We start from the raw sequence: 20,006 nt of genomic DNA on the forward strand, positions 1-20,006 counted from the left end.
CTCCTTCCGGTGCGAGCACCGTGTCACGCACCCCCGCTCTGCCCGACCACCCGGACCGTCCCGTCGGTCACCCGTCGACACCTTTGGGAACGAGATCGCGATGACGAGCAACGAGTTCAACTGCGCCGCTGTCGACCTGGGAGCCTCCAGCGGCCGTGTGGTGCTGGGCAGGGTGGGCAGCGACCTGCTGGAACTGACCGAACTGCACCGGTTCGGGAACAGTCCCTCCCGGGACGACTCCGGCTGGCGCTGGGACATCGGCACGATCCACCGCGAGGTGCTGGCGGGGCTGCGCCGCGCCGCCGAGCACTCCCCCAGTTCGATCGGCATCGACAGCTGGGCAGTGGACTACGGGCTGTTGGACCGGAACGGCACCCTGCTGGCCGATCCACGGCACCATCGCGATCCCCGCAACTCGGGAATGATCGAACGGGTCCGGGAACGGGTCGACGACGCCGAGCTCTACGGCATCACGGGGCTGCAGCAGCTTCCCATCAACACGCTGTACCAACTCGTCGCCTCCCTGGAGGACGACGAGCTGGATTCGGCGGAAACCCTGCTGCTCATCCCCGATCTGCTGACCTACTGGCTCACCGGTGAGATCGGTGCGGAGATCACCAACGCCTCCACCACCCAGCTGTTCGACGTCCGCGGCGAGGACTGGGCGTACGAGCTCGCACGGCGGCTGGGGATTCCGAGTCACGTGCTCCCGCCGCTGCGCTCTCCGGGGGAGTTCGCCGGAACGCCGCGGGCCGCGGCCAGCGCTCACACCGGGCTCTCCCCGTCGGTACGGGTGACATCCGTCGCCTCGCACGACACGGCCTCGGCGGTGGTGGCCGTGCCGGCGACCGATCGGCGATTCGCCTACATCTCGTGCGGCACGTGGTCCCTGGTGGGGCTGGAGCTGGACTCACCCGTGCTGACCGAACGCTCCCGCGCGGCGAACGTGACCAACGAACGCGGCGTCGACGGCACCACTCGCTACCTGCGCAACACGATGGGACTGTGGCTGTTGCAGGAGTGCCTGCGCTGCTGGCGGGAACGCGGACTGCGCGCGGATCTCGACGAACTGCTCGAGGGCGCTGCCCGCCAACCGGCGTTCCGCAGCGTGCTCGACACCGACGATCCGGCGTTCATCGCGCCGCAGGACATGCCCACCACCATCGGCGCGGCCTGCGCCGCGGCCGGTGAGCCGGTCCCGGAAAGCCCCGAGGCCACGGTTCGGTGTGTGCTGGAAAGCCTCGCGCTGGCCCACCGCCGGACGGTGCGCGGCGTCGCGGAACTGGCCGACCGGGAGGTCGAGGTCGTCCACCTGGTAGGCGGCGGCAGCCGCAACGAGCTGCTGTGCTCGCTGACGGCCGACGCCTGCGGGCTTCCGGTTGTCGCCGGCCCCACCGAGGCGACCGCGTTGGGCAACGTGCTGATCCAGGCACGCGCGCACGGCATGGCCGGTGACCTGTCCGAACTGCGCGCGCTCGTGGCGGCCACACAACCGCTGCGGCGTTTCGAACCCGGCGACTCGGCCGACGCGTGGGATACTGTGGACCGCCGTGTCCGTGATCGCACGGGCACCAGCACACGTGCGACAGTCGAATGAGGACAGCTCTCCGACGGCGTCTTTCGGATGCCCGCACTGTCGCCGAATCTCCGGAACCGGCGACGGCCCCCTCGTCCGGTTCGGGTGCGCGATCGGGACCCGAGCACGGGAACCGGGGCCGTCGCGGGAGCTTACCAGGAAGGAAACCGCTGTTATGCGAGTAGCGCTGTTCGCGACCTGTCTCGGGGACACGCTCTTTCCGGGGGCGGTGCGCGCCACGCTACGGGTGCTCGAACGACTGGGGTGCACGGTGGACTTCCCGCCGGGACAGACCTGCTGCGGCCAGATGCACACCAACACGGGGTATCACGAGCAGGCCGTCCCGGCGGTGCGGAGCTTCGTCACCGCCTTCGAGGGCTACGATCACGTGGTGGCCCCCTCCGGCTCCTGCGTGGGCTCGATTCGGCACCAGCACGACATCGTGGCCGAGCGCAGCGGGGACCGGAAGCTGTCCGAGGCGGTCGACCGGGTCTCGCCCCACGTCTACGAGCTCTCCGAGTTCCTGGTGGACGTGCTCGGAGTGACCGACGTCGGCTCCTACTTCCCGCACCGGGTGACCTACCACCCGACCTGCCACTCGCTGCGGATGCTGCGGGTGGGTGACAAACCGCGGCGGTTGCTGAGCGAGGTCCGCGGTATCCGGTTGCTCGAGCTTCCCGAGGCCGAGCAGTGCTGCGGCTTCGGCGGCACCTTCGCGTTGAAGAACCCGGACGTTTCCGTGGCGATGGGGGCCGACAAGACAAGGCACGTGCGTGAGACGGGCGCCGAGGTCCTGTGCGCGAGCGACAGTTCCTGTCTGATGCACCTGGGTGGGCTGCTCGACAGGCAACGCGAGGGAATTCGCACGATGCACCTGGCCGAGATCCTGGCGGGAACCGAGGAGGACCGATGAGCGGAGTCGATCTGGGGATGCCCACCTTTCCGGACGCGGCGCACCGGGCGGTGCGCGACGCCCAGCTGCGCCACAACCTCGGCAGGGCGACCAGCACGATCCGGAACAAGCGCGCCGCGGTGGTCGACGAACTCGACGACTGGGAACAGCTGCGCGCCTCGGGCGCGGCGATCAAGGCACACACCCTGAGCCGGCTGGACACCTACCTCGAGCGATTCGAGTCCGCCGTCACGGCTGCCGGTGGAACGGTGCACTGGGCGCGCGACGCGGCCGAGGCGAACCGCATCGTCACCGAGCTCGTCCGCGAGACCGGCGAGACCGAAGCGGTCAAGGTGAAGTCGATGGCCACCCAGGAGATCGGGCTCAACGAGGCGCTGGCCTCGGCCGGGATCTCGGCGTGGGAGACGGATCTGGCCGAGCTGATCGTCCAGCTGGACGAGGACCGTCCCAGCCACATCCTGGTTCCGGCCATCCACCGCAACCGCTCCGAGATACGCGAGATCTTCCGGCGTGAGATGTCGGGGAGCGGCGCCCCCGCACCGGCGGACCTCACCGACGACCCGGTGCAGCTGGCGGAGGCCGCCCGCCACCACTTGCGGGAGAAGTTCCTGCGGGCCAACGTGGCCATCTCCGGGGCGAACTTCGCGGTGGCCGAGACCGGCAGTCTCGTGGTGGTCGAGTCGGAGGGCAACGGGCGGATGTGCCTGACCATGCCGGACAATCTGATCAGCGTGGTCGGCATCGAGAAGCTCGTGCCGAGTTGGCGGGATCTCGAGGTGTTCCTGCAGCTGCTTCCCCGATCGAGCACCGGCGAACGGATGAACCCCTATACCTCCGTGCTCAGCGGCGTGACCGAGGAGGACGGGCCGAGCAACTTCCACGTGGTGCTGCTGGACAACGGGCGAAGCGAGGCGCTGGCCGACGAGGTCGGCAGTCAGGCGCTGCGGTGTATCCGCTGTTCGGCCTGTCTCAACGTCTGCCCGGTCTACGAACGCGCCGGGGGCCACGCCTACGGCTCGGTGTATCCGGGACCGATCGGAGCGGTGCTGACGCCACAGCTGTACGGCGTGGAGTCCGAGGACACCGCCTCGTTGCCTTACGCGTCCACGCTGTGCGGAGCCTGCTACGACGTCTGCCCGGTGGCCATCGAGATCCCAGAACTGTTGGTGCACCTGCGCCACAGGACGACACGGGAGCGGAAGGGCTGGTTCGATCGGCTGACCGGCACGGCGATGCGGGGCCTGGGGTGGGTCTTCGGCGACAGCAAACGGCTGGGTCGGGCGCAACGGATCGCCTCGCTGGGCGGAAGGTTGTTCGGCAGACGTGGGATCGGCAGGCTGCCGTGGCCGATGTCGCGCTGGACCGACGCACGAGACGCTCCCGCACCCGCCTCGGAGTCCTTCCGCCAGTGGTGGGAACGAAACCGGACAGGAAGCGGTGACGAGCGTTGAAACGATCCTCTGACGCACGCGAGGCGGTACTCGGGTCCGTGCGTTCCGCGCTCGCCGGTGGTCAACGTGGCTCGGCCGATTCGATACCCCGTGAGTACCGCGGACAGCGCCACGTCGAAGCCCTGCCGGAGCTGTTCCGGGAACGGGTTGCCGAATACCGTGCCGCGGTGCACACCACCGATTCGACGGAGGCACCGGAAACGGTGCTGGGCGTCCTGGAACGGGCCGATGCGCGGCGAGTGGTCGTACCTGAGGGTCTGCCCGCACAGTGGTCGGATCCGGTGGCGGAACACCACGACACGCTCGGGGACCGTCCTCGATTGTCGACGACGACGCTGGAGAACGCGGACGCGGTACTGACCACCTGCACGGTCGGCATCGCCACCACGGGCACGATCGTGCTGGATCACGGCCCCGGCCAGGGGCGAAGGGCACTGACCCTGCTTCCCGACACCCACGTGTGCCTCGTCGCCGCCTCCCGCATCGTCGACGACGTTCCCGCCGCGCTGGCGGAGCTGGATCCGGCCGGACCGATGACCTTCATCAGCGGGCCGTCCGCCACCAGCGACATCGAGCTGGAAAGGGTGGAGGGAGTGCACGGCCCCCGGGACCTTCACGTCGTCATCGTAGGCGACGTGTGAACCTTTCCCGCCGAAACCGGCACGGTGTCGCTCCGACGATGCCGTGCCGGTTTCCTGCGTCACCTCCCCGGCGCGAACCGAGGATCCCACTACGCTTTTCGGATTCGTACCGATGGGAAAAACAGTTCACAGAACGCTAATCGTGTTATTCGGGGTTTCATCGAAGCTCTCTTGACATTGTTACCCGTGCTACCTATACACTCGTCGTCTACTTGGTAAGCGCTTACCAAAAGTGGGAAAATCCGATTTCCCTTCCGCGGAAACCGCAAGAAGCCACTCAACGACGAACCCGACTGGAAGATCCGGGCGATTGCTGCCCCGACACAGTGCAGTGAAACTTCCGACAACCACGGGAACGAACAATGAGAATCGGCACCTCACAGGCCGGTGAACGCGGCCGAACCCCGAAGATCCTGGGAATGGCCCTGCTGGCGACACTGACCTTCGCGGCACCGGCATACGCCGACGGCGGCCCGAGCACGGCGAGCGAAACCACCGGCGACGTGTCCACCTCGGCCGCGGCGACCGGCACCGCCTCGGTCCAGGCGACCTGCGGCAGCGGGTCCTACGACGCCGAGGTGTACACGAACGACGGCAGCTGGGTCGCCCGCAACGGCTCCACGAGGGTCTACAGCGGCGGCGACATGCGCGCGGCGACCCAGGCGGCCGTGAACAGCCTGACCGCGGGCAGGCAGAGCAAGGAACGAGTGGTGCTGTGGAACTCGGGCACCATGAGCGCGAGCAGCTCCATCGACCTGCCCAGCTACACCGTGCTGGACTCCTGCGGCACGATCGACGTGACGGGCGGTGTCTCCGCCAACAACGCCGTGGTCCGGGGTCGCGACGCCGACCACGTCGAGGTGCAGCACCTCAGCGTCACCGGGGCGCCCTACTTCGGGGTCTTCTTCCGCAACGGCAACGACATCCACCTCGGCCAGATCGACCTGCGACTGTCCGGCGGACTCGGCATCCGCATCGACAACCACGGTGACCGCGGCGAACTCACCACCAACGTGCGGATCGACGACGTCTACGTCTCCGGCACCGACAACCACGGCGTGGAGACCTACGGTGTGGACGGACTGACGGTGGGCACCGTGGTGGCTCGCGACGTCGCCTATTCGGGGCTGCTGCTCAACGACACCACCAACGCCACCGTTGGAACGGTCGATGCCCAGAACGCGGGCACCGGCACCGGATACGCCGCTTTCCGGATGGCCAACCGGAACGGACGCGTCAACGGCAGCTATCCGACCAACATCCACGTCGGCGAAGTGATCGCCCGTGGCGGCGGTCGGGGCGTGTTCTGCGTTTCCGAGAGCGGCGGAGCCGTGATCGACAACATCGACATCGCCAACACCGGGAACAACGCGATCCTCGTCGAGAACTGCTACAACGTCGAAATCGCCGCGGAAAGCGGCCAGGTCACCGGGCCGGGAACGATCCGGCTGGCCGCGCGATCGGAATTCCCGGTGACCAGAAACGTGACCCTGCACAATCTCACCGTCACCGATTCGGCCATTGTCGAGAACCCGTGCGGTGACAACATAACCATCACCAACAACACGCTGGACAACTCCTACCGCGACGTGTGCTGATCCACGCCGGACACGGCGATGTCCGGTCGAGGCCGATCACTCGTGGGGCTGCCGAGCGGCAGTCCCACGAGTTCGATTCCCGCGCCTCGACGCTGCCACCCGCGACAAACCCGCGGTATCCCGGATCAGTCGGTGAACCCGTCGAGCTCCTTCGCGATCTCCTCCATGGCCACCAGGTTGCGCGCCGCCCGCAGCATCAGATCCTCGGCGGTGTTCTCGTCCAGTTCAGCGTGCAGGGGAGAGGCCCGTCGATTACACCCCTTTCACATAGCAACTCGATGCAGACCGCATCCCTCCCGAACAACCACGACAAGGCTCACCATGGCAGCTCCGGACACGCGCGGAGCCCGATTCGGTACACGCCGCGGATTGCTGAATGGCACTGTGCCCCGGTGGGCATATCCTGGACACGATCGATGAATGCAACGCTGGCCGCTCTGTACCTCGGCGACGGGGCGCGGCTGCCCCGACCGTGAGGTTCTCCGGCCGAGCAAGCAACTGGGGAGACGATGACTAGGCCGATCTCGACCAGGCACGCGTTGCGTGACCTCGCTGGGGCCGCGGTTTTCGTGGGCTGTGTGGCGGTCGTGGCCGTGGTGGGGACACTGGCAGCGGGGTCGGCCGGGCAGGAGTACGCGGCGCTGCGCGCACCGACCTGGGCACCGCCGTCCTGGTTGTTCGGACCCGTCTGGACCGTCCTGTACGCGATGATCACCCTGTCCGGCTGGCTCGTGTGGCGTCGCTCCGGTTCGGTGCGCATGGCACGTATCCCGCTCGGGGTCTATGCGCTACAACTCCTGCTGAATCTGTCCTGGACCCCGTTGTTCTTCGGAGCGGGGCTCTACGGCACGGCATTCGCCGCCATCATCCTGCTGCTGGTCAGCATCGTGATCACGATCGTGCTGTTCGCCCGCATTCATGTACCGGCTGCGATGCTGCTCCTCCCCTACGCGGGCTGGACGTTGTTCGCCACCGCGTTGAACGGATCAATATGGCTGCTCAACACGTGAAACGTCCGGTTTCCCCACTCCGGCACGGCGGTTGCCGATCCGCTGGGTTCGACCCCCTGGGACCTGACCGTCGCGTCCCGTCTCGGCCAACAGTAGTGTCCGGCTCGTTGCGGTTCGGGAGTACGAGCACGACGCCGCGCGTCGTCCGTACGGTAACGAGGTAGCGGTCACCACAATTCTCGCGGCGCCCTCGGCGGGGGTGAGGTTGTGGCTCGACAGCGGGTTGTTCGACAGCGGAAGGGAATCGGCCGGGGTGGGTTTGACCATCGAGAGTCGGGCGTCGGAGTCGCCGTGGATCGAGCGAGTGTGGCGCAGCCGTAGTTCTACTGCGGTCTCGAGGATGATGTCGGTCGCGACCTCGCGAGCGGAGCTGGTGATTTGGCAGCAGCGCGGCCAGGTGAACGTGGCTGTTCGTGGGCCCGAACCGAAAGCGAGCCGAGCCCCGGTTCCCGTGGATACGACATTCTTCGGAATTGTTTTCGCGCTCGGCACGTCGATGCCGCATCTTCCGACCAGCAGGCTGGTCGACAGCTCGGTGGAGATTCCCGACGCGACGAGTGCTTCGTTCTGGCTCAAGGGCGGGTGGTGGTCGCTTCCCACCTACGACAATGCCGAGGCGTTCGTGGAGCGGCTGGTAAGCCAGGATGTGCTGGGCGCTGATCCGCTCGTGACGGATGTGCTTGCCGGGGCCTCGCCGAAGGTGTCCGAGCGCACCCTCCAGCGGCGCTTCGTGGCTGCGACCGGGCTGACCCGTGGCGACGTTCGGCAGATCGATCGTGCCCGGCAGGCTGCGGTACTGCTCCAGGAGGGCGGGTCGGCTCACGACGTGATCGATCGGCTCGGATATTTCGATCAACCGCACTTGGCACGTTCGTTGAAGCGATATGTCGGGCGGAGCGCGACGCGGTTGCGTCCCTCGGCGGAACCGGACGAGCCGCTGTCGCTGCTGTACAAGACGGAAACGTTGGCAAGCGCATAGCCTCTCGACCGCAACATGTGACTCAGGAACGAGGAATCGGAGAAGAGAGTATGCGCCAGATTGTTTCGAGTCTGTTCATCTCGCTCGACGGCGTCGTCGAATCGCCGGACCAATGGCAGCACGACTTCGACGAGGAGATGGGCGCGTCGCTGGCCACCACTCTGGAGACCACTGACACGGTGCTGCTGGGGAGGGTGACCTGGACCGAGTGGGCCGGGTACTGGCCGTCCTACGACGAGGGGGACGAGGACTCCGAGTTCGCCCGGTGGATCAACGGTTCGCCCAAGTACGTCGCTTCAACCACTTTGGACAGCGTCGCGGAGTGGCCGAACAGTTTCCTGCTCGAAGCCGATCTGGCGAGCGCCGTCAAGGAACTCAAAGCCGCTCCCGGGAAGGGGATCACCGTGGCGGGCAGCCCCGGTCTTGTCGTGTCCCTGTTGGATCGGGGTCTGCTCGACGAGCTGCAGCTGCTGATTCATCCGGTGATCGCCGGTGGCGGCCGCAGGAAGTTGTTCGCCGACAACAGTCCGTTGCAGAATCTCGAGCTGGTGGATTCCAGTTCGACCAGCAGCGGCACGATCATCGCCACCTATCGACCGAAGTGATGAGCACCAGAACGATCACCGTCGTATCGATTCCGCCGGTCGTAGCGGCAGTGGCATGGATCCCAGCAGCACGCTGCGGCGGATGCGCTTTCTCGCCTGGCGGGGCAGCCGTATTCGAACCTCGTCAGAACGAACCGGTGCGCACGCCCCCGGCGCGTTCGTAACTCGTGACGAGGACACCGTTGCTCGTCGGCGAGGACTTGGCCAGCCGCAGTCCGGTCGGGACCGTCCCGTGTGCGAACAGTCGTTTCCCGCTGCCGAGCAGCAGCGGGAAAGTCATCAACCGCAGCTCGTCGACCAGGTCGTGTTCCAACAACGTCTGGACGAGTCCGTGACTGCCGTGCACCTGCAGCTCACCCCCGTCCCGGTGTTTCAGCTCCTCGACGGCGCCCACGACATCGGATCCCAGCAGGGACGCCCCCTCCCAGTCGACCCGCCGCAGCGTCCGCGAGGCGACGTGCTTGGGACATGTGTTCAGTGCCCGGGCGACGGTGTCTCCCTCGTCGCGCACGTAGGGCCAGTAGGCGGCGAAGATCTCGTAGGTCCCGCGTCCGAGCAGGAAGTCCTCGGCCCCGGCGAACCACTCGTCGATCCACCTGCCCAGATCGTCGTCGAAGTAGGGGACGACCCACCCACCGTGCTCGAAGCTCCCCTCCCGGTCCTCTTCGGGACCACCGGGTGCCTGCATCACACCGTCGAGACTCACGAATGTGGTTACCACCAGTTCACGCATGAGCAGTCCTGGCTCTCGGGATCGGGGAACCAACCGGGCCGGCCGCGACGTGGCCCGGTTCGGTCGATGATTTTCCCTGGACACCCCGATTCTGCCTCCCACCGGCGTTTCCTCGCACACCGAGGAGGTCGCGACGTCATCCGATCGGGAGCCGTTGGCGGAAGCGGGCTCGCGTGCTGTCGCGAACCTCCTCCTCGGTGACGCCGGGAGCGATGGCGACCAGTTCCAGCCCGTCCGGGATCACGTCGAGCACCGCCAGATCGGTGATGATCCGGTTGACCACCCCCGAACCGGTCAGCGGCAGCGTGCACTCCTCGACGACCTTCGGGGTTCCGTCCTTGGCCACGTGATCGGTGAGCACGACGATCCGCCGGGCACCGACTACGAGATCCATGGCACCGCCCATGCCCTTGACCATGGCGCCCGGGATCGTCCAGTTCGCCAGATCACCGTTCTCACCGACCTGCAGGGCTCCCAGGACGGCGATGTCGATGTGGCCACCGCGCATCATCGCGAACGAGGACGCCGAATCGAAGTAGCTCGCGCCGGAAGCGACCGTCACGGTCTGCTTTCCCGCGTTGATGAGATCGGCGTCCTCCGCACCCTCCTCCGGGAACGGGCCGAGGCCGAGAATGCCGTTCTCGCTCTGCAGCGTCACACGCACGTCGTCGGGGATGTGGTTGGCGACCAGCGTCGGGATACCGATCCCGAGATTGACGTAGTCGCCGTCGCCGATCTCGGCGGCGGCGAGCTCCGCCATGCGCTCACGGCTCCAGGCCATGGTTACCTCCTGCTCGAAGTTTTCCGGTCGGGTTGTCGGGAGGATCGCTCGGCGGAACCTTCCACCGGCTCTCGCTCCGGGGACGCGACGTCGGGGAGGTGGTTCGAACGGGCGTGTGCAGCCCCGCGAGCGCTCCGCGGGCCCGGTCAGCGCATCGGACGCACGGTGCGCTTTTCGATGTCCTTGACGCGCGGTTCGGCGCCAACCAGGCGGTCTACGTAAATCCCGGGAGTTACCACCCGCTCCGGATCCAGGTACCGCCGGTCGAGGTTCTCGGCCTCGACCACGGTGGCTCTTCCGCAGGTCGCCACGACCGGGTTGAAGTTTCGCGCGGCGGCCCGATAGGTGAGATTGCCGGCGGGATCGACGGTGTGGGCGTGCACCAGTGCCACGTCGGCGACGATCCCCCGCTCCTGAACGTAGGTCCGCCCGTCGAACTCGGCCGAGGGCTTTCCCTCCGCCACCGGGGTGCCCACTCCGGCTCGGGTGTAGAACGCCGCGATCCCGGCCCCGCCCGCTCGCAGCCGCTCGGCCAGCGTCCCCTGTGGCGCGAACTCGACGGCCAGCGTCCCGTCCAGGTACTGCTGGGCGAACAGCTTGTTCTCACCCACGTATGAGGCGATCACCCTGTCCACTTGGCGGTCCTCCAGCAGCAGCCCGAGGCCCTTGCCGTCGATACCCATGTTGTTGGACACCACCGTCAGACCGGTGACCCCGCTGTCACGGACGGCCTCGATCAGGTCGTTCGGGATACCGCACAGTCCGAAGCCACCGACCGCGACCGTCATCCCGTCCGTGAGCAACCCGGCCAGTGCCTGTCGCGCATCGGTACACAACTCGGACAACTCGTCACCTCGTGATCTCGAGTCCACTGAACGAACAGACGGCAGTAAAAGGGCCATCAGCTCTCCGCCACAAGAATTCACGACGAACGAGCCACGAATCGCTCGCCGATCGACCACCGCACCGACAGTGCGTCCACTCCGCGAACGCTAGGATGGCGGCCGTGAACGACGGTCCGAACGCCCAGCTGGTCCCCCGGATCGGCTCCGTGCTGCGCGCGCTCTCCGCCGCCAACGAGGCAGGCGCGGCCACCAGCGAGCTCGCCAGGGCAACCGAACTGCCACGACCGACGGTGCACCGACTGCTCAGCTCGCTGACCGAAGAGGGATTCGTCGATCGCGACCGTCGAACCGGGCGGTGGTTCCTCGGTCCCGAGCTCTACCTGCTGGGTCAGACCTCGGGCACCCGCTACGACGTGACGCACCACGCCCGCGCCCACGTGCACCGGCTGGCGGCCAGAACCGGCGAGAGCGCGTTCTTCTCGGCACTTCGGGGCGAGGAAACGGTGTGCCTTGTCCGGGAGAACGGCGACTTCCCGATCCGTTCGTTCGTGCTCCACGAGGGAGCCCGGTTCCCGCTGGGAGTCGTCTCGGCGGGGCTGGCCCTGCTCGCTTTTCTCGACGACGCCGAGATCGACGCCTATCTCGGACGCACCGACCTGACCGAGCGGTGGGGCCCGTCGCACTCTCCCGAGGCGGTCCGAGAGCGCATCGCCCGCACGCGTCGCGACGGCTACGCCGTCAACCCGGGACTGGTGGTAGAGGGAAGCTGGGGAATGGCCTCGGCCGTCTTCGACCGGTCCGGCCGACCCGCTTGGGCACTGACCCTGACCGGTGTCGAGACCCGGTTCCGTCCGGAGCGCCGCCCCGAACTCGGCGCCCTGCTGCTGCACGAGGCCCACGTCCTCGGCCGCACGCTCGACGTCCCGGAGCACCGGACAGCGCACTGAGCCGAAACCGCCGCTCGCGACACCGGCGGACCTCGTGCACACCGGCTTGTATACTGCCCTGTATCCCACTCGAGGAGAGCGATGTCGTCCGGTAAGACCCACGCCGTCTACCTGCGCCTGCGCGAGCTGATCGAGAAGATGGAACTACCGCCCGGGACGCAGCTGAGCGAGACGAGCCTGGCGGAGCGCCTCGGAGCCTCCCGCACGCCGGTGCGGGAGGCGATTCGACAGCTCTCGCACGAAGGGCTGATCAGTTTCACCCCGGGTTCGGGAGCGCGCGTCGCACCGATCTCACTGCACGGTGTCCGGACGTTGTTCGAGTTCCGCATGATCCTGGAGCCCGCGGCCGTGCGGATGGTCACCGAGGACGGCCGGAACCGCCCCGAACTGCTCACCGAGTTCACCGAGATCGCAGGTGAACTCGACACCCTGGCCGAACGGATCGAAACGACACCGCACGCCGAGCTGGCACCGCCCTTCCACCGGCTGACCGAACGGTTCGACCTGGCCATCACCGCCGCATGCCACAACGAGCAGCTCGCCCGGACGATCGCCCACCAGCGTGGTCAGTCCGCACGGCTGCTCGAAGTCGCGCACTCGGCGACCCGGCGGCTGCCCGGATCCGCGCGCGAACACCGGCGGATGTGCCGTGCGGTGCTCGACGGCAACGCCGAGGAGGCCGCGGCCACACTCACCGAGCACCTCTCCCGCACGCGGGAGGCGATCATCGAGCAGCTCACCACCGGGATCAACGCGGGCACCTTCGACGTCGAGATCGGCCCGACCACGTGAGCCCGACGAGAACGAAGGGCGTCTCGCTCCCGAAGGGCCTCTCCCCGCGACTGGCACTGCTGCTGGTGTGCGTCGTCTGCACCCAGACCACCCTCAACCTGGCCCGACCACTGATCTCGTACCGCACCATCTCCCTCGGCGGTGGCGAGGTCGCGGTCGGACTCATTACGGCCGCCTACGCGGTGCTGTCGCTCGTGGTGGCGTTACCGCTGGGCCGCTACACCGACCGCCACGGCGGAACCGTGCCGGTACTGCTCACCGGAACCTGCCTGCTCGTCGCCGCCCCGCTGTGGTTGGCGAGTTCGACCTCGCTGCCGGGGGTGACCGTCGGTTCGGCCGTACTCGGCCTGGGGCACATCGTGTTCATGATGGGTGGTCAGCGCTTCATCACCACGGTCTCCGCCGACGACGCGCTGGACCGTAACTTCGGCCTGTTCACCGCCGCCGTGTCCGTCGGGCAGATGCTCGGCCCGCTGGGCTCGGGGCTGCTGCTGGGGCAGGCCTCCGGGGATGCGTTGACCGGGGCGACGAGCGAGGCGTTCCTGGTCGGGGCGATCACGGCCGCCGTCGGTGTGCTGCCCGCCCTGCTGCTGCGTCGCGGCACTTCCGGTACTACCCGAGTCCCTGAATCCGGCGACCGGCGGGGGACGCTCAGCCTGCTGCGCAGGCCGGGGATGGCCACCGGATTGTTCACCAGCCTCGCGCTGCTCGGCGCGGTCGACCTGCTCACGGCCTATCTGCCGCTGATCGCCGAGAACCGCGGCATCGCCCCCGCGCTGGCCGGTGTGCTGCTGGCGGTGCGGTCGGCGGCCTCGATCCTGTCGCGACTGGGGTTGGGGTACCTGGCGGCGCGGTGGCAGCGACGCACCCTGATCGTCGCCAGCTGCCTCGGCGCCGGAACGTGCCTGGCACTGGTCACCGCACCCGGGTTGGGAGTGGTGGCGATGGCCGCCGCGCTCGGAATCGGCGGATTCCTGCTCGGAATCGGCCAACCGCTGACCATGACCGCGGTAGTGCGCACGGCGGGCGCGGCCAACCGCGGTTCCGGACTCGCGCTGCGGCTGTGGACCAACCGCGCGGGCCAGGTGGCGCTGCCCGCCTGCGCGAGCGCGGTGTCCGGTTCGCTGGGAGCGGCGAGCGCCCTGCTGTTCGCCGCGGTGTTGCTCCTCGCCACCGGCGGGCTGGCCCGGTTCGGCCCGGGCGAATGACAGGGTCCGGCCGGACCGCGCTCGCCGCGGTACGGCGATGACAGCACGTTCGTCCCACAGGGGTGGGGCCGGTTTCGGCAGTGCGGAGGTATGCGATGCGTACGCAACACGAGCGGGGCGGCCAGGGTGCGAAGGCCGTGCCACACCATCACGGGAACACGACCTCGCACACCTGGTCCGGCGGCTCCGGCGAGATCAGGAAGAGCCCGCGGGCTGCCGGGTGGCGACATTGATCCGGTTCCAGACGTTGATCGCCGCGATCGACAACAGCAGCGACGAGAGTTCCTCCTCGTCGTAGTACTCGGCCGCCCTGTTCCAAACCTCGTCCGGCACGGCCTCGGCACGGTCGGCGATGCGGGTCACGCACTCGGCGAGTTCCAATGCCGTACGCTCAGCGTCGCTGAAGTACGGCGACTCCCGCCACGCACCGACGCCCCAGATCCGCTCGTCCTTCTCACCGGACTCCTTGAGCTCTCTGGAGTGCATGTCGACGCACATGCCGCAACCGTTGATCTGGCTGACGCGGAGGTGGATCAACCTGTGGGTGGTTTCGGGTACGGTGCCCGACTGCGCGACCCTGCCGAGTTCGAGCAGTGCCCGCATGGCGTCGGGCAGCACCATCACGGGGTTGGTCATCCGAGCCTGCATAATGTCCTCCCGGTGTCACATCCGCCCCGTCGGAGCGGGTCACAGGGATGACCCATCGGAACGAGAGGTTGTGACAGTGCGGGACGCAGAATTCTGGGCCGCGAGGTTCGAGGAACACCGTCCACGCCTGCGGGCGATGGCATATCGGATGCTGGGGTCGTTCACCGAGGCCGACGATGCGGTGCAGGAGACCTGGCTGCGAGTCTCACGCGCGTCGGGCGAGGACGTGGACAACATCGGCGGCTGGCTCACGACGATCGTCTCCCGACAGTGTCTGAACATGCTGCGCGCACGGGCGAACCGACGAGAAGAACCGCTGGACGCACGGGTACCCGATCCGGTCGTTGAGTCCGACGACACGGCCGACCCGGCCGAACAGGGTGTCCTCGCCCACTCCGTCGGCCTGGCACTGCTGGTCGTGCTGGACACGCTGGAACCGGCGGAGCGGCTCGCGTTCGTACTGCACGACATGTTCGCCGTGCCCTTCGAGAAGATCGCCCCGATGGTGGACCGAACACCGGCGGCGGCTCGAAAGCTCGCCAGCCGAGCCAGGCAGCGGGTCCAGAGGTCGAACCCCACTGGGCAGCCCGACCGCGCACGCCAGCGCGAGATCATCGATGCGTGGCTCACGGCCGCACGCGGCGGTGACTTCGCCGGGCTGGTCACACTCCTGCACCCGGACGCCCTACTGCGCGTCGACACCGGAGGTGCCGGCTCGAAGCTCGTACGAGGCCCTGCCGAGATCGCCGAACAAGCGACGATGTACCGAGCGGCCGGACTGCACGCGCGCTTCGTGGTGGTCAACGGCGATCCCGGCATCCTGGCCACCAGCAATGGACGACCGACAGCGGTGCTGGCGTTCACGATCAGTGACGGATGGATAGTCGAGATCGATATCCTGACCGATCCGCGACGCCTGACGAACGTCACGGGACAAGACCTCGATCGGAAACCGAGCTGAACGGGAGTGCGCGAGCTCGTCGAACTGACACCACGAACCGAGCGCACCGCTACCCGGGAACGCACCGAGTGGATAACGTGCGCCGAGTCGTGAAATCGATCCGTCTTCGAACGTGGTGAATGTTCAGGGACAACCTCGAGTGCCGCAACAGTCAGCGGAATGACCGAGCACTACTGTCACGGCAGGGTTAAGTTGGATACGCGGACCGTGGTTCACCAGACCTGCGTCGGACGGATCGGAGGATGCTGTGGAACTCGACGAGGTAAAGGCCGAGACCGCCCGGTTGTCGAACTGGGCGCACATCGCCACGGTCGGACGTGACGGCAATCCGGATGTCGTGCCGATCTGGCCGGCTTGGCAGAACGACGCGATGTGGATCTCGACCGGTGCGAGATCCGTCAAAGTCCGCAATATCGCTCACAATCCCAACGTCGCCCTGCACTGGCAGGTCGACGAGAGCGGTGACGGTGTGGAGATATGGGGCACCGCGACCGTGCACACCGACATCGACACCAAACGACGACTCTGGACCGACGTATTCTCCTATGACCTGAACGACTTCGTCCCCGACGGACCGGAATCTCCGGAAGCGTGCTTCGTGGCAGTCCGGCCCCGCCAAGCCCTCGTACTCAAGCAGTACGGCATGGCAGGCCGTGACACGTGGCGGGCATGACCGGTTCCACGGCCGGAAAGCACAGTTCGCCGCCAAGGTGACAAGCGACGTGGAAACAGCGGAATCCGCCGCCCTTCCGGCATTGTCCGGGAACGCGCGGCTCCACCACCGCGCCGACACCCGCTGCCCCCTGCCCACCCGATCACGCCGTTCGAGACCGGAGACGCCGTCGGACCGCCCGTAGCGTAGGGAAACCTCCCCGTCCGAGAGCGAAGAGCGCGCAGGCGCTGAGCACGATCGCGGGCCCGGAGGGCAGGTCGAACGTGTAGGAGGCGCTCAACCCTCCGAGGGTGACGACCACGCCCACCAGGACGGTGGTTGTCATCATGGTCGCGAGCGTGCGGGTGAACAGTCCCGCCGTCGCGGCCGGGATGGTCAGCAGCGCGATAAGCAGGACCACACCGACCAGTTGGATGAGCACGACCACGGCCAGGGCGATGGCCGCCAGCAGCACCAGTTCCAGCGGGAAGACCGGCAGGTTGCGGCTCAGCGCGAAGTCGCGGTCGAAGGAGTGGGCCAGCAGCGGCCGGTAGTACAGCACGACGAAACCGACGAGCACCAGCGCGACCGCGCCGAGCAATGGGAGATCGCCACGGGGGATCGACAGCAGCGAGCCGAACAGGAAGCTGCGAGCGTTGGCGGTGTATCCCGGGGTGAGCTGGACGAAGACAACTCCCAGCGACATGCCGACGGCCCACAGCATCCCGATCAGGGTGTCGTTGCGTTGCCGGACGTAACGCCGCAGCACACCCATGATCACAGCGGCGAGAACTCCGAAGAGCATGGCCGTCACGGACGGGTCGAGCCCGAGCAGGAAGCCCAGCCCGACCCCGCCGTAGGAGGCGTGCGCGATACCACCGCCCACCAGGACCTCCCGGTTGACCACCACCAGGGAACCGACCACGCCGAGCACCACACTGGCCAGTACCGCCGCGATGACGGCGTTCTGCATGAACTCCAGGCGCAGCGCCTCGATCACATCGAACCTCCGATCGGACTCGCGTGTTCCGGAACACGGTCACCGGTACTCGACGGCGGATCCCCGACTCGCCGCACCGATTCGTCCTGCTCCCCGTTGCCGGACCACGGCGTCAGGCCGTGATCGACCGTGACGCCGCACGTCGCCAGGGAGGCGGTGCCTTCGATGTCGTGGGAGGCCACGACGACGGTCATGCTGCCGATCAGCGAGGACAACAGCTGTTGGAGCCGCTCGGCCGACTCCGCGTCGATGCCCGCCTCGGGCTCGTCCAGCACGAGCAGGTCCGGCTCGGTGGCCAGTGCTCTGGCGAGCAGGACACGTCTGCGTTGTCCGGTCGACAGGGCCGCCACGGGACGTGCGGCGAGCTCCGCGAGCCCGACCCACCGCAGGAGCTCCGTCACCGCCGCGCGGTCGGCGGCACGCAGTCGTTGTGGTAACCAGGTCGAACGGAGACGCCCCATCGCGGTGAGGTCACGGACCGTCATGGGGAACTCGAGATCCAGCCGCGCTGCCTGGGGTAGATAGCCGATCCGCCCCCGAGCCCGGTGCGGCGGCCGACCGTGGATCTCGACCTCCCCGGCGAACGGGCGCAGCAGACCGACGAGCAGTCCGAGCAGGGTGGACTTTCCCCCGCCGTTGGGACCGGTCACCGCGAGGAATTCACCTGCCGCCAGCGTCAGGTTCACCTCGGACAACACGGGGGTGGCACCGTATCCCGCACGGACCCCGGTCAGTGTCACGGCGTTCGTCGAACTCATCGGGAGCCGTCCCGCAACGCGTTCGCTAGTTCGGTCGCGACGTGACGCACGTTCTTCTCCCAGTCACGTGCCAGCGGGTCCAGCGGTTTCACCGTCGCTCCCACCTGCTTGGCGATGGTGCGCGCGTCGTCCTTCGAGAACTGGGGCTGGACGAACACGGCTCGGATGTCACGGTCCTCGGCCCGCCCGACGATCTCGCGCAACCGCGCGGCGCTGGGCTCCTTGCCACCGGACTCGATGGGGAGCATCTTCAGGTCGTAATCGCCTGCGAAGTAGTTCCACGCCGGGTGGAACGACATGAAAGTACTTCCTGCGACGGGTTCGAGCTCGCGCGTGATGTCGGCGTCGACGGTGTCGACGCGCTCCTGGAGCCGCCGCAGGTTGTTCCGGTAGTCCTCCTCATGAGCGGGGTCGACCTGGCTCAGTGCTGCCGCGATCGTCTCGGCCTGGGTCTTGACCCGCTGCGGGGAGAGCCAGATGTGTGGATCCGGTTTGCCGCCCGCCAGCTGCTCCCGATCGACGTTCTTCCAGGTTCGCACGAATCGCATGTCGTCACCACCGGCCGCCTTGATCCGGTCGGCCATGGAGCGCTCGAAGGGCACGTCCACGCCGAAGTAGACGTCCGCCTCGGACAGGGACCGCAGTTCGGACGGCTTGGGCTCGTACAGCGCGGGCGAGGCAGCGGGAGGAAGCAGCACGGTGGTGTCGACGTGCTCACCTCCGATGTGCTCCACGAAGTAGCGCTGCGGCGGGATGCTCACGAACGCCCGCAATGGCTCGGCGGCGTCTCCACCGGAGCTCTGATCACTTCCCCCGGTGCCGCAGGCACCGGCCAGCACGCCGGACACCGCCAGCACGAGCGCCAACGACTTCCGTGCGCCGCGGGGCTTTCGCCGTTGTTCGAACAAGTCTCGGTTCACCTCGAAGTTGGACACGTTGAGTAATCGGCCGGGTGGGAACTCCCACTCTCCAGCGACATGAAAATGAAAACCGTTACCAACAGAATGTGTCAATCGCCCGACGAGACTTACGAGTGTGTAAAAGATCACTGCCCCGAATGCTTGCGCGAAGCGACGTCGAAGGCAGTGGGACCCGTTCCCGGTAAGACTTCCGGTCATCGAACCGGCCACCGGTTACGAACCGTCACTAACCGAAGCGGAGTCAGGACAGAGCCCTCACTCGCTCCCGGAGTCCGGCGAGGCGGCCTCCCCGTCTCGACGACTGGTCCGACGCGGTGTGCTCGGCACGTAGAGATTGAATCGCAACCCCAGCATTCGGATGACGAAACAAACGGCCGCGGCGACCAGCGCGCTGGCCAGGCCGTAAATTCCCATCCGCTCGGCGAACACGGTCACCGCGGCTCCGACCATCGCGGGCACGACGTAGAAATCACTGCTCAGCACCGTCGGAACGCGACGGATCAGCACGTCGCGCATCGTTCCGCCACCGACGGCGGTGATCGCGCCGAGCAGAACCGCCTGCACCCCGTCCAGTCCGAATTCCAGGGCCTTGCTCGCACCGGTTACGCAGAAAACGCTGAGTCCGACCGCGTCGAAGACCGTGATCAGCGCGGAGAACCGTTCCAGCGGCAGGCTCAGGAAGAACGCGAGCAACGCACCGGCCGCGGCAACTCCGAGATAGCTGAGGGCGTTGAAGGTGGCCGGTGGCAGTGAACCGATGAGAACGTCCCGAACGATACCGCCGCCCAACGCGGTGACTATTCCCAGCGTCAACACACCCACCAGATCCAGCCGCACCGCGCGTACCGCGGTAAGCGCGCCGTTGAGACCGAACGCGAATGTTCCGGTCAGGTCGAGGGCCAGCAGCAACGGTGTCTGGGTCATCGCCCCAGTGTGCCGGGCACCTCGGGAGTTCCCGGTATGGCGGGCGAGGCGATCCCCGGAACGT

Annotated in this window: 21 protein-coding genes; 13 read left to right on the forward strand and 8 right to left on the reverse strand. The window is 67.4% G+C overall.

The window, feature by feature from the left end:
* Positions 1-100 precede the first annotated feature (100 nt).
* The 8 genes from J2S53_RS05730 to J2S53_RS05765 all read left to right on the forward strand — a co-directional run bounded on the left by J2S53_RS05730 (position 101) and on the right by J2S53_RS05765 (position 8,773).
* Positions 101-1,597 carry a rhamnulokinase gene (locus J2S53_RS05730; RefSeq protein ID WP_456240094.1) on the forward strand — a complete coding sequence of 499 codons (1,497 nt, stop codon included), beginning with the start codon at positions 101-103 and terminating at the stop codon, positions 1,595-1,597.
* A 154-nt stretch (positions 1,598-1,751) separates the two neighbouring features.
* On the forward strand, positions 1,752-2,489 hold the full coding sequence (locus J2S53_RS05735; protein WP_456240095.1) for a (Fe-S)-binding protein: 738 nt from the start codon (positions 1,752-1,754) through the stop codon (positions 2,487-2,489).
* Positions 2,486-3,940, forward strand: a complete 1,455-nt coding sequence (locus J2S53_RS05740) for a LutB/LldF family L-lactate oxidation iron-sulfur protein (protein WP_456240096.1) — start codon at positions 2,486-2,488, stop codon at positions 3,938-3,940. The genes J2S53_RS05735 and J2S53_RS05740 overlap by 4 nt, the downstream gene beginning before the upstream one ends.
* The gene (locus J2S53_RS05745; protein WP_092972914.1) at positions 3,937-4,581 is read left to right on the forward strand and encodes a LutC/YkgG family protein; all 645 of its coding nucleotides are present in this window, start codon (positions 3,937-3,939) and stop codon (positions 4,579-4,581) included. The genes J2S53_RS05740 and J2S53_RS05745 overlap by 4 nt, the downstream gene beginning before the upstream one ends.
* Before the next feature lie 362 nt (positions 4,582-4,943).
* Entirely contained in the window at positions 4,944-6,179 is a 1,236-nt protein-coding gene (locus J2S53_RS05750) for a right-handed parallel beta-helix repeat-containing protein (RefSeq protein WP_456240097.1), read from the forward strand.
* A gap of 509 nt (positions 6,180-6,688) precedes the next feature.
* Positions 6,689-7,189, forward strand: coding sequence for a TspO/MBR family protein (locus J2S53_RS05755; RefSeq protein ID WP_456240098.1), 501 nt, complete (start codon positions 6,689-6,691; stop codon positions 7,187-7,189).
* Positions 7,190-7,685: 496 nt separating this feature from the next.
* Positions 7,686-8,168: a helix-turn-helix domain-containing protein gene (locus J2S53_RS05760; RefSeq protein ID WP_456240099.1), complete on the forward strand. Its 483-nt coding sequence runs from the start codon at positions 7,686-7,688 to the stop codon at positions 8,166-8,168.
* Positions 8,169-8,218: 50 nt separating this feature from the next.
* Complete coding sequence (locus J2S53_RS05765) at positions 8,219-8,773, forward strand: dihydrofolate reductase family protein (protein ID WP_456240100.1); 555 nt, start codon at positions 8,219-8,221, stop codon at positions 8,771-8,773.
* A 124-nt stretch (positions 8,774-8,897) separates the two neighbouring features.
* On the opposite strand, the gene J2S53_RS05770 is transcribed toward J2S53_RS05765, so the two are convergent.
* The 3 genes from J2S53_RS05770 to J2S53_RS05780 form a co-directional block, all read right to left on the reverse strand.
* The gene (locus J2S53_RS05770; RefSeq protein ID WP_456240101.1) at positions 8,898-9,506 is read right to left on the reverse strand and encodes a dihydrofolate reductase family protein; all 609 of its coding nucleotides are present in this window, start codon (positions 9,504-9,506) and stop codon (positions 8,898-8,900) included.
* A 136-nt stretch (positions 9,507-9,642) separates the two neighbouring features.
* Entirely contained in the window at positions 9,643-10,287 is a 645-nt protein-coding gene (locus tag J2S53_RS05775) for a 3-oxoacid CoA-transferase subunit B (RefSeq protein WP_456240102.1), read from the reverse strand.
* 146 nt (positions 10,288-10,433) lie between these two features.
* Positions 10,434-11,132 carry a CoA transferase subunit A gene (locus J2S53_RS05780; protein ID WP_456240103.1) on the reverse strand — a complete coding sequence of 233 codons (699 nt, stop codon included), beginning with the start codon at positions 11,130-11,132 and terminating at the stop codon, positions 10,434-10,436.
* 152 nt (positions 11,133-11,284) lie between these two features.
* On the opposite strand from J2S53_RS05780, the gene J2S53_RS05785 reads away from it, so the two are divergent.
* The 3 genes from J2S53_RS05785 (at position 11,285) to J2S53_RS05795 (ending at position 14,079) form a co-directional block, all read left to right on the forward strand.
* Positions 11,285-12,079: an IclR family transcriptional regulator gene (locus tag J2S53_RS05785; protein WP_456240104.1), complete on the forward strand. Its 795-nt coding sequence runs from the start codon at positions 11,285-11,287 to the stop codon at positions 12,077-12,079.
* A gap of 81 nt (positions 12,080-12,160) precedes the next feature.
* Positions 12,161-12,871, forward strand: a complete 711-nt coding sequence (locus tag J2S53_RS05790) for a GntR family transcriptional regulator (protein ID WP_456240105.1) — start codon at positions 12,161-12,163, stop codon at positions 12,869-12,871.
* A complete protein-coding gene (locus J2S53_RS05795; protein ID WP_456240106.1) occupies positions 12,868-14,079 on the forward strand; it encodes an MFS transporter in 1,212 nt (403 codons plus the stop codon). Before J2S53_RS05790 ends, J2S53_RS05795 begins: the two co-directional genes overlap by 4 nt.
* A 195-nt stretch (positions 14,080-14,274) precedes the next feature.
* Here J2S53_RS05795 and J2S53_RS05800 read toward each other — a convergent pair whose 3' ends face one another.
* Complete coding sequence (locus tag J2S53_RS05800; protein ID WP_456240107.1) at positions 14,275-14,727, reverse strand: carboxymuconolactone decarboxylase family protein; 453 nt, start codon at positions 14,725-14,727, stop codon at positions 14,275-14,277.
* Positions 14,728-14,803: 76 nt separating this feature from the next.
* Here J2S53_RS05800 and J2S53_RS05805 point away from each other — a divergent pair, with 76 nt between their 5' ends.
* Both J2S53_RS05805 and J2S53_RS05810 read left to right on the forward strand, forming a co-directional pair.
* Positions 14,804-15,688 (forward strand): sigma-70 family RNA polymerase sigma factor, encoded by an 885-nt coding sequence (locus tag J2S53_RS05805; RefSeq protein WP_456240108.1) that lies wholly within the window; start codon positions 14,804-14,806, stop codon positions 15,686-15,688.
* Positions 15,689-15,935: 247 nt separating this feature from the next.
* Entirely contained in the window at positions 15,936-16,361 is a 426-nt protein-coding gene (locus tag J2S53_RS05810) for a pyridoxamine 5'-phosphate oxidase family protein (protein ID WP_456240109.1), read from the forward strand.
* 142 nt (positions 16,362-16,503) lie between these two features.
* Here J2S53_RS05810 and J2S53_RS05815 read toward each other — a convergent pair whose 3' ends face one another.
* From J2S53_RS05815 to J2S53_RS05830, 4 genes are all read right to left on the reverse strand, one after another.
* Positions 16,504-17,340: a metal ABC transporter permease gene (locus J2S53_RS05815; RefSeq protein ID WP_456240110.1), complete on the reverse strand. Its 837-nt coding sequence runs from the start codon at positions 17,338-17,340 to the stop codon at positions 16,504-16,506.
* Positions 17,337-18,098 carry a metal ABC transporter ATP-binding protein gene (locus tag J2S53_RS05820; RefSeq protein ID WP_456240111.1) on the reverse strand — a complete coding sequence of 254 codons (762 nt, stop codon included), beginning with the start codon at positions 18,096-18,098 and terminating at the stop codon, positions 17,337-17,339. Before J2S53_RS05820 ends, J2S53_RS05815 begins: the two co-directional genes overlap by 4 nt.
* On the reverse strand, positions 18,095-19,006 hold the full coding sequence (locus tag J2S53_RS05825; protein ID WP_456240112.1) for a metal ABC transporter solute-binding protein, Zn/Mn family: 912 nt from the start codon (positions 19,004-19,006) through the stop codon (positions 18,095-18,097). The genes J2S53_RS05820 and J2S53_RS05825 overlap by 4 nt, the downstream gene beginning before the upstream one ends.
* A gap of 267 nt (positions 19,007-19,273) precedes the next feature.
* Positions 19,274-19,942, reverse strand: a complete 669-nt coding sequence (locus tag J2S53_RS05830; protein WP_456240113.1) for a trimeric intracellular cation channel family protein — start codon at positions 19,940-19,942, stop codon at positions 19,274-19,276.
* Between the last annotated feature and the right edge of the window lie 64 nt (positions 19,943-20,006).

The organism is Actinopolyspora lacussalsi, from assembly GCA_030803735.1.
In the GTDB taxonomy this organism is placed as follows: Bacteria; Actinomycetota; Actinomycetes; order Mycobacteriales; family Pseudonocardiaceae; genus Actinopolyspora; species Actinopolyspora lacussalsi.